Genomic DNA, 16,079 nt, shown 5'->3' with positions numbered 1-16,079 from the left:
CAATTCATATCAAGCAGCGCTATGCTGCATGTTTCCACCCTTATGCCCTGATAGGGTTTCGGAAATATCCAGAATCAAAGATACGGTACCATCCCCAAGGATTGTTGCTCCAGCAATACTGTTGACTTTCATGTAGTTGCTTTCAAGCGATTTGATAACCACTTGCTGTTGACCCAAAAGGTCGTCTACGAAAATACCGGCTCTTTCGCCATTATCCTCAACCACAACCAATAGCCCCGATTCTAAATCGGTTCTGGCATCTTCAACACCCAATTTCTCGTGAAGTCGAATAACAGGAATATAGTTGTCTCTAAGTTTGTAAAGCTCGGTTTGCCCTGCGATTCCTTTCACAAGCGATTTATCAACTTGGATAGATTCGACAATGGATACCAACGGGAATACATAAGTTTCAGAACCAACCTTAGCAAGCTGACCATCTAGAATAGCCAATGTCAGAGGTAGACGAATGGTAAAAATACTGCCTTTACCAAGTTCAGTTTTAACCTCAACAGAACCTCCAAGCCCTCGAATATTTCGACGCACCACATCCATACCGACGCCACGTCCTGAAATATCGCTCACGACATCAGCCGTAGAGAAGCCGGGATGGAAAATCAGGTCAACAATCTCTTGTTCAGACAAATGTTGCCCTTCTTCGACAACACCTTTCTCAACGGCTTTTTGATATACTTTATCCGCGTTAATTCCCGCACCGTCATCTGTGATTTGAATCAGGATGTTACCACCTTGGTGGAAAGCGGCCATCTTAACGGTTCCAGTTCCTGGTTTTCCTGCCGCTTCTCTGACATCCGGCGCTTCAATACCATGGTCGATTGAGTTTCTAACGATGTGAACCAATGGATCTGTCAAGGCTTCCAGCATGGTTTTATCCAGCTCGGTACCTTCACCTTCCATTACCAATTCAATTGATTTACCAAGTTTTTGGCTAACATCATGAACGATTCGCGGCATACGATTGAACGCAAAACTTACTGGCAACATACGGATGTTCATGACACTTTCCTGAAGGTCTCGCGTATGTCTTTCAAGATGCATCAAACCTTCTTTCAACTTATCAACCCATTCGGTATTGTCTCCGCCCTGTTCTGCTTGCTCTCCAAACTGGCTAAGCATTGACTGCGTGATAACCAACTCACCGACAAGGTTCACCATTTGGTCGATCTTACTCAAGTCAACGCGAATAGAGCTGTCTTGCTTCGGTGCCACCGCCTTAGCAGCAGTGGCCTTCTTAGCTGCAGGCGCAGCAGCAGCTTCCACCTTGGGCGCCGGAGCGGCCGCAGCAGGAACAGCTTCTTGTTGGACGGTACTTTGAGTAGCTGCAGGTGCCGGTTCTGAAGCGGCAACAGAAACTGCAGGCTTGTGATATTTGATTTCAGCACCATCTCCATCAATCCATTCAAAGACTTCTCTAATATCGTCTTCTTGAATATTGTCGCCTGATAACTCAAGCGTCCATTTCAGATAGAGGTTTTCAGGATCTAGATCGTTGATGTCAGGTAACGAAGAATCATCAACGATGGCGTTAAGAGAACCCAAGGTTTCAAGTTCTCTAAAAATGCGGATAGGTTCATTGCCTGTTTGGAGCAATTCTGTTTCTGGAATCAGTTCAATTTTCCAAGTACCTTGCCCCGCCTCTTGCGTAGCAACAGGTTCACTGGCAACTACTTGAGCCGGTTCCGCAGAAGAACCGTCTGCACTGGTCCCTAAAATACGTTCAAGCTCAGCTTGGACTTCAGCAGCACGCTCTTCGTCGATGGTTTCATGATTTTGCAAACGCGTCATCATGTCTCGTAGAACGTCAACCGCTTGAAGCATGACATCGTTCGCTTCTTGGGTGACTTGGCGGCGACCATCACGCATTTCATCTAGAAGCGTTTCCAAGACGTGCGTAAAATCAATGATTTCGGTAAAGCCAAAAGTACCACTCCCGCCCTTGATTGAGTGCGCAGCACGGAAGATTTCATTGATTTTCTCGTTATCAGGTTCACCTGGAGGTAGTTCCAGCAAACCTGCTTCCATTACATCCAGACCTTCAAAACTCTCTTCTAGATAAGTTTGACGAAACGTCTCCATCATATCCATAGTCATCTTCCTCAGAACAGTTCGACATCACCTTCAACAGGTTTCGATCCAATATTATTAATATAACGACTTTCTTCCGCAGCCAGGGTTTGATTGTGCATAGCATTCAACCTTCTCACCCTCACTCTTCCAGTCGTCGGATAGTACAAAATCTTTCTCGGGTAGACATCTCCGATATCTTGAGAAACAATTTTAAACCCTTCCGTATAGATATAGTCAAAAGCAAAGCCAATGTTGTACCAACCAATGTTGGTTTTTGAGCTCATAATTCGCCCACCGCCAAACAGCTTAAACTCTAATCTTTCACGCCTCGCCCCCAAGTTGAGCAACGCATTAACAAGATTCTCCATCGCGTAGTTGCCGTAACGGTTAGCGTCGGATAGCTCTGAAGCGCCTGCTGCATTTTTGTCCATGGGGAGCATGAAGTGGTTCATCCCACCGACACCCGTAACTGGGTCTCTAACACACGCAGAAATACAGGAACCTAATACAGTCTCGATGCGCTCATTCTCCTTGGTGACATAGAACTCCCCCGGAAGAATTTTATATGTGGTTATCCCTTCAGCTGGATCAACGCTTTTTTGCATAGAATTTTTTGGCTATCTTGTCATGGAAAACAATTAAAATTTTTATAAGACAATACTCGCATTTATTCTCGGCGGTGGCAAGTCTTAGTTGCAACTCTATTCGTTTTTGTTGATTTGTTTTTCCGCCTTAGCTGCCGCTCTTTTTTGCTTAAAAAAATGCTTTATCAGCTGACTGGCTTCATCCTTTAAAACACCAAATTGAACTTCCACTTCATGGTTGAGCTCAGGATGCTGAACCAGATTCATCAAACTACCCGCTGCACCGGTCCTTGGGTCTTCGGTTGCAATCACCAAACGAGAGATTCTTCCATGAACCAGCGCTCCTGCACACATGGGACAAGGCTCCAAAGTAACATACAAGGTCAGGCCAGGCATTCGATAGTTTTCAATTTTTTGACCGGCGTTACGTAGCGCGACCACTTCCGCATGTGCTGTAGGATCATGTAATTGTATTGTTTGATTCCAACCCTCAGCCACCAACCCATTGTCATCAACCAAAACAGCGCCGACAGGAACCTCTCCTTGAGACTCTGCTATCTTTGCTAGCTCTAATGCACGGTGCATCCAAAAAATGTCTTGTTCTAAACTGTCACTCAATGAAACTAACCTTTTCTAACTGGCGAAAAAAAAGGATGTTAGACATCCTTTCTCTTTGCATTATTCCCACTCAATAGTCGCCGGCGGCTTACTTGAAATATCGTAAGTCACTCGAGTAATTCGAGGGATTTCATTAATGATACGATTCGATACCTTTTCCAGAAAATCGTAAGGCAAGTGCGCCCATCTAGCGGTCATAAAATCAATCGTTTCAACTGCGCGCAATGCAACGACATAGTCATAGCGTCTTGCGTCCCCAACAACCCCAACCGATTTAACAGGCAAGAAAACTGTAAATGCCTGTGAGGTTTTGTCATACAAATCTGCAGCGCGAAGCTCTTCGATAAAGATATGATCCGCCAAGCGCAAAATATCCGCATATTCTTTTTTCACTTCACCCAAAATACGAACACCAAGACCCGGACCAGGGAAAGGATGGCGATAAACCATGTCATGTGGCAATCCTAACGCAACACCAAGCTTTCTAACTTCATCTTTAAAAAGCTCTCTTAAAGGCTCAAGCAACTCTAACTTCATATCTTCAGGCAAACCGCCCACATTGTGGTGAGACTTGATGACTTTTGCTTTGCCTGTTTTAGAACCTGCCGACTCAATTACATCTGGATAAATCGTGCCTTGAGCCAACCATTTTACAGAAGTCAATTTCGCCGATTCCTGATCAAACATCTCAATGAACGCATGGCCAATAATTTTACGCTTCGCTTCAGGATCCGCTTCGCCTTCAAGCTGCTTCATAAAATACTCTTCAGCACCAACACGGATAACTTTGATACCCATATTTTCAGCGAACATTGCCATCACCTGATCACCTTCCTGGTAACGAAGCAGACCATGATCCACAAAAACGCAAGTCAGCTGGTCGCCGATAGCTTTGTGCAATAGCGCAGCAACTACTGAAGAATCTACCCCCCCCGAAAGCCCCAATAAAACTTCATCGTCACCAACTTGCTCACGAATGCGGGCGATACTGTCTTCGATAATGTTTGTCGTTGTCCATAGTTTTTCACAACCACACAAATCAACAACAAAGCGTTCAAGCATACGCGCACCCTGCTTGGTATGTGTCACTTCAGGATGGAATTGAATGCCATAGAAATTCTTAGATTCATTCGCCATTCCAGCAATTGGACAGTTGCCTGTAGAAGCCATCAGAACAAACCCTTCCGGCATGACATCCACTCTATCGCCATGAGACATCCAAACATCCAACATACCATATCCTTCAGGCGTGACATGGTCTTCAATATCTTTAAGCAGCTTGGTATGACCACGTGCTCTGACTTGGGCATAGCCATATTCATGTTCATCTGCATGAATCACTTTACCGCCTAATTGCTCTGCCATGGTCTGCATACCATAACAAATACCCAATACCGGAAGCCCCAGTTCAAAAACAACTTCTGGTGCTTTTGGCGCATCATCACCAATAACGGTTTCAGGTCCGCCGGAAAGAATAATTCCTTTGGCATTGAAGCTGGTAATCGCTTCATCATCAACATCCCATGGTTCCACTTCACAGTAGACACCAATTTCACGAATTCTACGCGCGATTAACTGTGTGTACTGAGAACCAAAATCCAAGATTAAGATGCGGTCTGAATGAATATTGTGTTCGGCCATAGGTAATTAATTCCACTTAAGCGATAAAGAGATAAGAGTTTGAGATTTGAAAGCAGCGCCAAACCGAAGTTTGATGCTGCCAAAATGTTTACACTCGGTAATTAGGTGCTTCTTTGGTGATAGTCACATCATGAACATGACTTTCCGCCATACCGGCGCCAGTAACACGCACAAATTGCGGCTTGGTATTGAATTCTACAATATCTTTGCAGCCAGTATACCCCATACTAGAACGCACCCCACCAACCAACTGGTGGATAATTGGAGCCAAAGGTCCTTTATAAGCAACACGTCCTTCAATCCCTTCTGGCACAAGCTTGTCAGCAGCATTCGAAGATTGGAAATAACGATCTGATGAACCTTGCTTTTGAGACATCGCTCCTAGCGACCCCATACCACGGTAAGACTTATAAGCACGGCCCTGATAGTATTCCACTTCACCTGGAGACTCTTCTGTTCCAGCAAACATACTACCTAGCATCACAGCAGATGCGCCTGCGACCAACGCCTTGGCAACATCACCTGAGAAGCGAATACCGCCATCAGCAATCAAAGGCACACCAGTACCCTCCAAAGCTTCTGCAACATTGGAAATTGCACTTAATTGAGGCACCCCTACACCAGCAACAATACGAGTAGTACAAATTGATCCAGGACCGATACCAACTTTAACCGCATCCGCACCGGCCTTAACCAAGTCCAAAGCTGCTTCAGCTGTTGCGATATTTCCACCAATGACATCAACTTGAGGATAGTTTTCTTTTACCCACTTAACGCGATCAAGTACGCCTTGTGAGTGACCATGAGCAGTATCAACAATAATCACATCAACACCCGCTTTAACCAAGGCTGCAACTCTGTCTGAAGTGTCAGCACCAGTACCAACTGCAGCACCAACTCTGAGTCGACCATTAGAGTCCTTAGAAGCATTTGGGTGCTCAGATGATTTCGCCATATCTTTAACGGTAATCATCCCTTTCAAATTGAAATCATCATCAACGACCAACAAACGCTCCAAACGATGCTTATGAAGAAGCTCCATAACCACTTCACGTTCTTCTTTTTCCTTGACGGTGACTAAACGATCTTTTGGCGTCATGATTTCAGAAACTGGTTTCTGTAAATTGGTGACATAACGTAAATCACGACTGGTAACAATACCAACCAAGTCATTTCCATCAACAACAGGGGCACTTGATACTCGGTTTTCTTTAGTTTTCTGTAAAACCTGCTCAACAGTATCTGTTAGCTGAACGGTAATAGGCTCTAAGATAACACCATGCTCATATTTCTTAACCTTGGTTACAACATGCGCCTGCTCTTCAACAGTCATGTTCTTATGAATAATACCAATACCACCTTCTTGAGCCATTGAAATAGCCAATCTAGCTTCCGTGACCGTATCCATCGCAGCTGAAACAAATGGAATGCTCAGTTCGATATTTCTTGTCAATTTTGTTTTTAGACTTACATCCGAAGGTAAGACCGTTGAATGAGCCGGAACCAATAGAACATCATCAAATGTCAGTGCTTCTTGCAGAATACGCATACCAATTCACCTTACAACTTATATAGCCTCTAAATCTGTTTCAAAAACAAGTCAAAACAGAACGTGCCTTTATGTCATCGAACCTATTTATAACAGCCGATATAAATTTGATAGATAAAACCAGAGCCTTATAAGGAAAAGCTCCATCCTTTGGTTTATCATACAAAAATGTCGGCAAAAACCAGGCGACAACACTATTAAATAAAAAATAGTGTACATTATATAGGGTTGATACCCTGCCGGTAAACTGAATAAGTTATTAGATTCATTTATTTGTTAAAAAATGTTTTATGGGCAAATTTCATGATTTTTACTTTAAATCACGAAAATTTATGATTAGAATAAGACCGGCTTAAAACTTTTTAATAAATAAATTAAGCTATCTATCTTGGAGGATTCGGAATGAAAAAACTATTTGTTGGTGCTGCTATCATCACTACACTATCACTAGGTGCATGTTCAAGCATGCCATCAAAATCAATGTCTTATGATGACGTTGTCGCTCAAGCAACTGCTCAGCATGATAAAGCTAAAAAAATGGGTAATGTTTGGAAACAAAAGAAAATGAAGTTGCCTTACGTTGACACTTACCTTGCTAAAGCTGCTGAAGCTAAGAAAAAAGGTGATGCTGCAAAAGCAATGGAACTTGCTCAAGAAGCACTAAAAACAGCTAACGCTGAAGTAAATCAGATGGAAAAATATGCTGATCTACAACCAGCTTGGATTCCTAACAAGTAATCATTGTTAGAAATTAATAAAAAAACCGGCTTTTGCCGGTTTTTTTATTTCCCCTTCAAAAACTCATCATCATCAAAACAACTCACCCACTGCGGTTTTAGAATCACCAACGTTAAGATAACCAGTCCATTGGCAAAGGCTTCAGGAATCACCATCATTGGAATGTAAGGCAAGAACGATTGCGTTAGCTTCTCCGTTTCATGCAAACCTCCCAGCCACATGACCGCTGCAGCTGACAAAAGCGCAACAAAAGTGCTCGCTGCTGCGGCAAAGAAGGCATTAAAGAGTACAAAAACAAAGAAATGCCTTTCTAGATATCGATATGCCAACACCGCCATAATCCAGGAGATGGATACGGGAATAACTGCCATCAGCACCGCATTCACACCAAACATCATCCCCCCGGATTTTCCCATTAACGTCACACCAACCAACGCCAAGGATGCTGCAAATAATGCAAACTGGGGGCCAAACATTAAGGTAACCGCCGTAACCAATAACACATGAAAACTCAACCCATCACCAATTGAAGCACTAGATATCCATAAAAAAAACAGAATAACCGTTGTTCCAATAAAAACATGCTGAGCTTCGGAGTCTCCCTTTATCTTATGCCATGGCGCTGTTCGAATACTCCAAATGATTGCCAGTGCAAAAAGTATCCAACCAATGCCAACCCATAAAGGAGAAAAATGTCCATCAGATAAATTCAATAGCGTCACCTTTCAATAACTGAGTTAATTTTGTACTCTATTTTTATATCTTACTGAGATTTGAAGCAAAATAGATTATTATTTGCCACCTGATATAACGTAAACCAAGCTTTGAATATGTTGCCATTTAAAATACTTTTTGCCTTTTTATATGATTTATTACTACTCTGCTCAGTGTGGTTTGTGGCAGCAATCCCTTTCGTTGTATGGCAAGGCGAAAACCTACAAAACTCATCTTCTTCCATGCTCGGCTTTCAGGTTTACCTTCTCGCCATTACCTATGTGTACTTGACGTACTTTTGGACACAGTCAGGCCAGACTCCGGGACTCAGAACCTGGAAGCTAAGACTCATAACGCAAAACGACACCCTACTCACTAGAACTGAAGCCAACCTACGCTTCCTCACTGGCATCTTGTTATGGCCTATTGGCTGGATTGGGCTCTTCCTGCCAAGTAGCCGTCAAACGTTGCAGGATAGGATTGCCAAAACTCAAATTACCTCAGCTTCAGAGACAAATTCATAAATTTACGGACAAAGATTACATGCTCATTATTCACACAAATCATCTTAGTCAAACCCAAAAACAGGAAGTTGAATCCTTACTGGGCTCCACACCTTACTCCGTTGCGAATCACTACCAAGTTGATCTCGACGATCCGAACATGACATCTGTTCGACAATTAAGTGAGAATCTAAAAATGGACATTAATCTTTTGCCTAAAGGATTTACTCCGTCGTCAGCAAAACTAGTCATTAGTGACATGGATTCAACGTTAATCGGCATAGAGTGTGTTGATGAAATTGCCGACATGGTGAACTTAAAGCCTCAGGTTTCTGCCATTACGGAAGCGGCAATGCGTGGTGAGCTGAATTTTGAAAGCTCTCTCACACAGCGTGTTGCGCTATTAAATGGCCTATCAGAATCCGCTTTGCAGAAAGTTTATGACGAACGACTATTTCTTAACCCGGGTGCAGAAGTGTGGCTTAACGGTTTAAAAGAGCGAAAAATACCTTTTGCTTTGGTATCAGGCGGATTCACTTATTTTACAGACCGCCTCAAAGAACAACTAGGGATCGAGTTTACACGTTCGAATCAATTAGAAATCATTGACGGTCAACTCACTGGCAAAATAGTTGGCAGCATCATTGGTGCAGAAGCCAAAGCCTTTTTTCTTCAAGAACTGTGTGACGTGCTAAGTATTGATCTAAACCAATCGATTGCTATTGGCGATGGTGCAAATGACTTACTCATGATGAATGAAGCAGGTCTAAGCATCGCTTATCACGCCAAACCTGCCGTTCAGGAAAAAGCAAGTACAAGCCTTAACTACAGTGGTTTAGACAAAGTACTAGACTTCGTCAACGCAGAAGTTTAACGCCCATAAAAAAAGCCCGCAAAAGCGGGCTCAAAGCACAAATCTTTAGAAGTCTATTAACCAAACTTACCTGTAATATAGTTATTAGTTTGCTGCTCTTTAGGGTTGGTAAACATCACATCCGTGTCGTTAAACTCAACCAAATCCCCTAGATACATAAATGCTGTGTAGTCAGAAATACGAGAAGCCTGTTGCATGTTATGCGTTACGATCGCGATACTGTACTTCTCTTTCAGACCAAGAATCATTTCTTCAATTGCCAAAGTTGAAATTGGATCAAGGGCAGATGTTGGTTCATCAAACAGCATCAAATCGGGTTTCAGAGCGACAACACGCGTAATACACAAGCGCTGTTGCTGTCCACCAGACAAGCCTCTAGCATCCTGATGCAATCTGTCTTTTACTTCATTCCAAAGCGCCGCATCCTGCAAAGACTTAACGATAATTTCTTCAAGATCATTCTTATTTTTGATTCCAGCGATACGTAAACCATAAGCGATGTTTTCATAAATCGTCATTGGGAAAGGGGTTGGCTTCTGGAAAATCATGCCAACTCTTTGGCGCAATGCAATAAAATCGTTTTCTTTTTTTATATCTAGAATATTTCCAATTGAACCATCCTGATTCTTTAGTTTAATAGCGCCTTCATAATGGCATCCTGGATACAGATCATGAATCCGATTCATAGCTCTTAGCAATGTTGATTTACCGCACCCACTAGGGCCGATTAGAGCTGTGATGTGATTTTCTTTAATAGGAAGATTAATGTTTTTCAATGAAGGATTTTCAGCTTTAGGATAAGTAAAGCTGAAATCCTGAATTTCCATAATATTGGCAATATCTTTCACGCTAAAAACCTTTTAGTGATGCTTTTCACGAATAATGTATCGACCCAGCAAATTGAGAATCAATACGAAGAATGTTAGAACCAGTGCTGCTGCCCAAGCCAACTGAACCATCTTATCGTCTGGCATGGTAGCCAAGTTATAAATCGAGACCGTTATTGACGGGAAAGTATCACTCAAATCCGTTGACCAATACACACTTGAACCACTGGTATACAAAAGAGGTGCTGTCTCACCGACTACGCGGGCAAATGCCAGAATCAATCCTGTGACGATACCAACTTTTGCTGCTCTTAAGATAATATTTACGATGACATGGTACTTCGATGCCCCGATAGCAATCCCTGCCTCTCTTAGCTCAGTAGGCACTAAGCTCAGCATATCGTCTGTTGCACGCACTACAATAGGTAACATCATCACAAATAGAGCGAACACACCCGCCCAACCTGCCGTATGACCTGTAGGCATAACTACAACAGCGTAAACGAAGGTACCGATAACAATGGATGGTGCCGACATCATAACATCTGATAAGTCACGGATAAAATCGGCATACTTGCTGCCGTTGCTATATTCCTGCAGGTAAATCCCAGCCATAATACCGATTGGAATACCGATAATCGTCGCCAAACCAGCTAACACAAACTGTCCAAACAATAGGTTACGAATACCATTGTTAATCAAATCATGCGTAAAGATATATGGCGAAAGCGCTTCGGAACCCTTAATAATTAGCGTAATCAATATCCAGCCAAGAAATACCAATCCAATAACCGCTGCAAGGCTAGACAGACCTAAAACTAATTTATTTATCAACAATCTCATGTTATTTACCTCTTCTCAAGAAGTAGTGTTTCGCCGTAAAGATTACGATGAAGCTGACAACGAATAGAATCAACGACAAGTAGAACAGAGATGCCAAACTCAAACCACTGGATTCTGAGAAGTTATTTGCCAAGACTACCGGGATAGAGTTCGTTGGATCTGTAACAGATTTCGCAAACTCGAAGACCCCACCGATTACAAAGGCGACCGCCATTGTTTCACCTAACGCACGGCCTAGTGAAATAATAATTGAACCGATTATGCCCGCCTTAGCATAAGGAAACACAACATCCTTAATCACTTCAAACTTGGTTGCACCTACTGCATAAGCTGCTTCTTTTAGTACATCAGGCGTCGTATTGATAGCATCACGGCTCAAAGCAGCCATAAACGGAATAACCATTACGCCAAGTACTAAACCCGCTACCAGCAAAGACACTGAGTGACCGCCAAAAATTGAGGCTATGAATGGACCGAAGTAGAACAAGCCCCACATGCCGTAAATAATACTCGGAATGGCTGCAAGTAATTCAATGGCAATCCCTACAGGCTTGGAAATAGCGGGCGCTGCAATTTCAGACAAGAATATAGCAATCCCCATTGCAAGCGGAACGGCAAACAACAAGGCAATAATAGTTGAGAAAACCGTTCCAACAATGGCAACCGCTCCACCAAAGACTTCTTTATGAGGAGCATTACTGACAACACCATCTCCGCCGACATTAATACCGTCGTCGTCGTCACCGACATTAATACCATCATCTTCATCACCGGCATTGGTACCGTTATCCAAATGAGCATTAGAGACACTAGACTGTGAAGCTTGCTGAGCTGGTTTGTGATCAGAAGAAGGGGGCTCAATCGGAACATCAACTCCCCAACGAGCGTCGATCAAAAACTTCGCCCCAAACTCTTCAATCGCTGGTTTTGCCGAAATGTAGAGAGTCACAAGTGTCGAGACTAAAACCACAAAGACCAGACTCGCACTAACCTGGGAGAGTCTTGCAAATATTTTTTCCATAACCGCCCTATTTTTTCTTTGGCTTTAAAAGTGTTTAAATTCTAGAGGATAAAACCTTCGTGTCAACATCCAAGAGCGGCATAACATCCATGAATGCCTGCAAGGTAAATCTGTTTAGAACCCTTGTAAAAGAAGATATTGACCGCTTTTACAAAGACTCTATAAACATAGTGCCCACTTAGGGGCACCATGCCTTAGAGGACTAAGATATTACTTAATACCTTTAGAAGCCCAGTAACCGTAGATCTTTTCTTTTACGCTTTTTGGAAGTGGAACGTAACCAAGATCTGCAGCCGCTTTATCACCGTGCTCATAAGAATATCTGAAGAAGTCAGTTACTTCTTTGTTTTTCTTAGAGTCGTTTGGTAACAAGATGAAAGTTGCAGCTACCATTGGGTATGCATTTTCAGGATATGCAATGATAGAGTAGAAATCTTTCTTAGGATCTAGACTTGCATGACCAGCAGCAGCGATAAAGTTATCTACTGTAGGCGCGTAGAATTTACCACCTTGACCTTGAACAGTCGCCATTTCTAGCCCGTTTTTCTTAGCATCAGCATAATCTACATAACCGATTGAGTAAGGGTTAGTTTTGATTGCTGTTGAAACACCGAAGTTACCTTTACCAGCAATACGGTTTTCCATAGGCCAGTTGATCGCTTTTTTCGCACCAAACTCTTTGTTCCAAGTTTTGTTCATCTTCGCCAAGTAGTAAGAGAAGTTGAAAGTTGTACCAGACTTGTCAGAACGGTGAACGAAAAGAATTTTCTTATGCGGTAGGCTTGCACTTGGGTTGTCATGCTTTAAAGAAGCGTCATCCCAGTACTTGATGTGACCCATAACGATACCTGAAATAGACTTTTCAGAAAGTTTTAGGTTGTTAACACCAGGAATGTTGTAAGAGAAAGTGATTGCACCAACAACTGTTGGGTACATGTAAAGACCGCTTTTGTGAAGTTGAGATGGCTTCAAAGGCGCATCAGAACCACCAAAATCAACGTGACGAGCAGTGATTTCTTTGATCCCAGTACCAGAACCAGTTGGTGAATAATTTACTTTATTGCCTGTAGCATTATAGTATTCTGAAATCCACGCTTTGTATACCGGATATGGGAAAGAAGCTCCTGTACCTTCAATAGTAGAAGCAAAAGCTGTTGTTGTCATACTTGCAGCTAATGCCGCAGTCGCTAATAGTTTTTTCACGATATTCTCCTAAAAGGAATTGGCTTTAATTGTTGGTCCCCTTAATTGGCGACTAACTCAACGGAGGGAATATTAGCAAACCCCCTTCAGCCTTTTTACTACACTTTTATGACATTTTTTTTGCCCCAAAATGACTAGGAGAATTTATTTTTCGCGTCAAATCGGAGACAGGCTGACTCAGCCTGCCTCGCGACAAGTGACACCAAAAAATTCAACCCTTAGAACATCGATTGCTCATACTCTTTAATAGAAACCACAATAAATTTACCTAAAGTACTTTGATAACCCGGCCATTGACTCGCCACGTTTTTCATAAACGGCTCTGCCATGATTTTTGGCTTCATTTCAAAATCCGACAAACCTTCATCATAGTATTTAGCAGTGCTGCTATAGATGGTTTCCATAAATTCTTTTCCATCTAAAATCAGCTGCTTGTCTTCATGCTTACCATGACCCGGAATAAACTGATTCACAGACAGGTTTAAAACACTGTTCAAGCCGGCAATCGTACCTTTATAAGAGCCATCTTCCATATTGGCGATACGGCGCATAACCATATCCCCCATATAAATCGTCTTATCTTCAACTACCTCAACCGCCACATCTGACTCTGTGTGCATGCGACCGAAGTGATGAACCTTCAAGGTCACGCCCCCCATCTCAAACACTTCATCACCTTTAAGGGTTTGGTTCGGAATCGTGACCACTGTTCCGGTAATTTTGTTGTCGGTGTTTCTTTGCATGAAATCAAACCAGAACTTCCCACCATCTGTTTTCAATACTTTTTGCACCGCTTCATGAGAGTAAAGCTTAACATCTTGATTAGCTGCGACGAATGCATGGTTCCCCAACCAATGGTCTCCGTGATAATGGGTGTTAATCACCATGACAACAGGCTTGTCGGTCACTTTTTTGATTTGTCGTAAAATCATTTCACCGATCTGAACAGAACTACCAGTATCAATCACCACAACCCCTTTTGGCGTTACCACGAAACCTGGGTTACTAAACATTCCATAGTTTTCAGGCGAAGGTGAAGATCCCAGTGCTGGAATGTAATAGCAGTGTTCAGATACTTTCACAGCATCAACATCAGGCACTCTAGGCCCTTTAAATTCCATGCTGGCATGAACGTAAAGGGGGGTCATTGCGGACAAACCTACCAATGAAGCACTTCCCCATAACGTTTTTTTCAGAAGATTACGACGTGACATTTGTTCCATGTTTTTCTCCTTAGAAACTTTCATTTCTTTCTTGTTGTTTTTATTTTTAATTTCAGATGAAACGATAAAACATTTTTCATCTATTTTTAAATCAATCTTATTTATTTTGCGCAAATCAAAAACCAACCAGCAAAGCCAGTACGGCACATCCATTTCTACTTTTTGATAGAATAGCCATTTTGAAAAACTACATTCAATTTCCCTATGAACTATCAACCCGCAGAAAAAAGCATTACTGATATACAAGCCGATTTGGTTAAGCGCTTCACCCACTTCGACAACTGGAAGGATCGCTACAAATACCTCATCGACATGGGTAAAACCCTTCAAGGTATGCCAGACGAGTTTAAAACCGAAGAAAATCGAATTCACGGCTGTCAGTCCCAAGTATGGATTTACATTGAGGAGCACGACGGGCACCTCTATATGCAAGCTACATCAGATGCCGCCATCGTTGCCGGGCTAATCGCCTTACTACTTAAAGTGTACCAAGGCAGAACGCCTCAGGAAATTAGTGAAGCGCCTCTTGGCTTCTTGGCAGAAATTGGTCTGATACAACACCTATCTGCCAACCGCTCCACCGGGCTATATCACATGATTAAGCGCATACAATCCGAAGCACAATCAAGAATATAGACTTTTTAGGCTCTCTCATAAAAAAACCGGCATGATGCCGGTTTTTTTGTCACTAACTATTTAATGAAAGTTATGCGATTTTCAATTGCCCTTGCGTTGTGTTTTCCAAAACAGCGATACGCTCTTCTAAAGGTGGGTGAGACATAAACAATTGTCCAAATTTCGATCCACCAGCAGAAATACCGAACGCTGCCATTTGATCTGGCAACTCACCTGGATGCATGGTCTGCAATCTACGTAGGGCTGCAATCATGTTTTCCTTACCAGCCAAGTAGGCACCACCGTTATCCGCATGGAACTCTCTAACACGTGAGAACCACATCGCAACGATACTTGCCAAAATACCGAATAGAATCTGCGCAATGAAATCAACGGCAATAAATGTAAAGCTCATGCCTTCTTCTTCATTTTTAAGAATTACGCGGTCAACAATGTAAGCCACGACTTTCGCGAAGAAGATGACAAACGTGTTCAACACACCCTGCAACAAAGCCATGGTTACCATATCACCATTTGCAACGTGCGCTACCTCATGCCCAAGAACCGCTCTGACTTCATTCTTCTGCATGTTACGCATCAAGCCGGTAGATACCGCAACCATTGATGAGTTCTTTGTCATCCCTGTCGCGAAAGCGTTAGGTTCCGGCGAGTCATAAATAGCCACTTCCGGCATACCGATATTCGCTTTTTGTGCAAACTCACGAACCGTTTCAACCAACCATTGCTCATCAGCATTACGTGGTTGTTCGATAACTTGAGCGCCCACAGACATTTTTGCCAGCCATTTTGACATTGCCAAAGAGATAAAAGAACCCGCAAAACCAAACACCAATGCAAAGATGAAAAGGTTTTTCAGATCCAAGCCCTGGCTATTCATATAGCCTTTGACACCCAATAGGTTGAGGGTAATCATTGCCACCGCAATGACGGCAAAGTTCATTAATAAAAACAGACCAATACGTTTCATCGAAACCTCCATTAGACTACAAACGTCCACTTTATTAGACACTGTGAACTTGT

At 42.6% G+C, this 16,079-nt stretch carries 16 protein-coding genes; 4 read left to right on the top strand and 12 right to left on the bottom strand.

Going from position 1 to position 16,079, the window contains the following annotated elements:
• Positions 1-9 precede the first annotated feature (9 nt).
• The 5 genes from F8R13_RS07370 to guaB all read right to left on the bottom strand — a co-directional run bounded on the left by F8R13_RS07370 (position 10) and on the right by guaB (position 6,477).
• Complete coding sequence (locus F8R13_RS07370; RefSeq protein ID WP_172967728.1) at positions 10-2,103, bottom strand: chemotaxis protein CheA; 2,094 nt, start codon at positions 2,101-2,103, stop codon at positions 10-12.
• Positions 2,104-2,114: 11 nt separating this feature from the next.
• The gene (gene cheD / locus F8R13_RS07365) at positions 2,115-2,690 is read right to left on the bottom strand and encodes a chemoreceptor glutamine deamidase CheD (protein WP_029912947.1); all 576 of its coding nucleotides are present in this window, start codon (positions 2,688-2,690) and stop codon (positions 2,115-2,117) included.
• A 96-nt stretch (positions 2,691-2,786) separates the two neighbouring features.
• Positions 2,787-3,287: a tRNA adenosine(34) deaminase TadA gene (tadA, locus tag F8R13_RS07360; RefSeq protein ID WP_256370044.1), complete on the bottom strand. Its 501-nt coding sequence runs from the start codon at positions 3,285-3,287 to the stop codon at positions 2,787-2,789.
• Between the two features lie 60 nt (positions 3,288-3,347).
• The gene (guaA, locus tag F8R13_RS07355) at positions 3,348-4,928 is read right to left on the bottom strand and encodes a glutamine-hydrolyzing GMP synthase (protein WP_152833107.1); all 1,581 of its coding nucleotides are present in this window, start codon (positions 4,926-4,928) and stop codon (positions 3,348-3,350) included.
• Between the two features lie 88 nt (positions 4,929-5,016).
• On the bottom strand, positions 5,017-6,477 hold the full coding sequence (guaB, locus tag F8R13_RS07350) for an IMP dehydrogenase (RefSeq protein WP_152833105.1): 1,461 nt from the start codon (positions 6,475-6,477) through the stop codon (positions 5,017-5,019).
• A gap of 402 nt (positions 6,478-6,879) precedes the next feature.
• Here guaB and F8R13_RS07345 point away from each other — a divergent pair, with 402 nt between their 5' ends.
• Positions 6,880-7,215, top strand: a complete 336-nt coding sequence (locus F8R13_RS07345; protein ID WP_152833103.1) for a hypothetical protein — start codon at positions 6,880-6,882, stop codon at positions 7,213-7,215.
• A 44-nt stretch (positions 7,216-7,259) separates the two neighbouring features.
• On the opposite strand, the gene F8R13_RS07340 is transcribed toward F8R13_RS07345, so the two are convergent.
• Positions 7,260-7,937, bottom strand: a complete 678-nt coding sequence (locus tag F8R13_RS07340) for an energy-coupling factor ABC transporter permease (protein WP_371414922.1) — start codon at positions 7,935-7,937, stop codon at positions 7,260-7,262.
• A 108-nt stretch (positions 7,938-8,045) separates the two neighbouring features.
• On the opposite strand from F8R13_RS07340, the gene F8R13_RS07335 reads away from it, so the two are divergent.
• Entirely contained in the window at positions 8,046-8,453 is a 408-nt protein-coding gene (locus F8R13_RS07335; RefSeq protein WP_152833099.1) for an RDD family protein, read from the top strand.
• 19 nt (positions 8,454-8,472) lie between these two features.
• Positions 8,473-9,306, top strand: coding sequence for a phosphoserine phosphatase SerB (serB, locus tag F8R13_RS07330; RefSeq protein ID WP_152833097.1), 834 nt, complete (start codon positions 8,473-8,475; stop codon positions 9,304-9,306).
• A 56-nt stretch (positions 9,307-9,362) separates the two neighbouring features.
• Here the strand turns inward: serB and pstB are convergent, their stop codons facing one another.
• The 5 genes from pstB to F8R13_RS07305 all read right to left on the bottom strand — a co-directional run bounded on the left by pstB (position 9,363) and on the right by F8R13_RS07305 (position 14,423).
• The gene (gene pstB / locus F8R13_RS07325) at positions 9,363-10,145 is read right to left on the bottom strand and encodes a phosphate ABC transporter ATP-binding protein PstB (RefSeq protein ID WP_371414929.1); all 783 of its coding nucleotides are present in this window, start codon (positions 10,143-10,145) and stop codon (positions 9,363-9,365) included.
• 21 nt (positions 10,146-10,166) lie between these two features.
• Positions 10,167-10,976 (bottom strand): phosphate ABC transporter permease PstA, encoded by an 810-nt coding sequence (gene pstA, locus F8R13_RS07320; protein WP_152833095.1) that lies wholly within the window; start codon positions 10,974-10,976, stop codon positions 10,167-10,169.
• A gap of 1 nt (position 10,977) precedes the next feature.
• The gene (gene pstC / locus F8R13_RS07315; protein ID WP_152833093.1) at positions 10,978-11,997 is read right to left on the bottom strand and encodes a phosphate ABC transporter permease subunit PstC; all 1,020 of its coding nucleotides are present in this window, start codon (positions 11,995-11,997) and stop codon (positions 10,978-10,980) included.
• Positions 11,998-12,207: 210 nt separating this feature from the next.
• The gene (gene pstS / locus F8R13_RS07310) at positions 12,208-13,200 is read right to left on the bottom strand and encodes a phosphate ABC transporter substrate-binding protein PstS (RefSeq protein ID WP_371414921.1); all 993 of its coding nucleotides are present in this window, start codon (positions 13,198-13,200) and stop codon (positions 12,208-12,210) included.
• A gap of 218 nt (positions 13,201-13,418) precedes the next feature.
• The gene (locus F8R13_RS07305) at positions 13,419-14,423 is read right to left on the bottom strand and encodes an MBL fold metallo-hydrolase (protein ID WP_152833091.1); all 1,005 of its coding nucleotides are present in this window, start codon (positions 14,421-14,423) and stop codon (positions 13,419-13,421) included.
• 204 nt (positions 14,424-14,627) lie between these two features.
• Between F8R13_RS07305 and F8R13_RS07300 the strand changes: the two genes are divergently transcribed.
• Positions 14,628-15,059: a SufE family protein gene (locus F8R13_RS07300; RefSeq protein WP_152833089.1), complete on the top strand. Its 432-nt coding sequence runs from the start codon at positions 14,628-14,630 to the stop codon at positions 15,057-15,059.
• A gap of 70 nt (positions 15,060-15,129) precedes the next feature.
• On the opposite strand, the gene htpX is transcribed toward F8R13_RS07300, so the two are convergent.
• The gene (gene htpX / locus F8R13_RS07295) at positions 15,130-16,026 is read right to left on the bottom strand and encodes a protease HtpX (protein WP_152833086.1); all 897 of its coding nucleotides are present in this window, start codon (positions 16,024-16,026) and stop codon (positions 15,130-15,132) included.
• Positions 16,027-16,079: the final 53 nt, after the last annotated feature.

Source organism: Hydrogenovibrio sp. JE_KL2 (assembly GCF_009296185.1).
Classification (GTDB): Bacteria; Pseudomonadota; Gammaproteobacteria; order Thiomicrospirales; family Thiomicrospiraceae; genus Hydrogenovibrio.
Note: the sequence above shows the minus strand (reverse complement) of the source record. Positions and strands in the feature narration are given on the sequence as shown.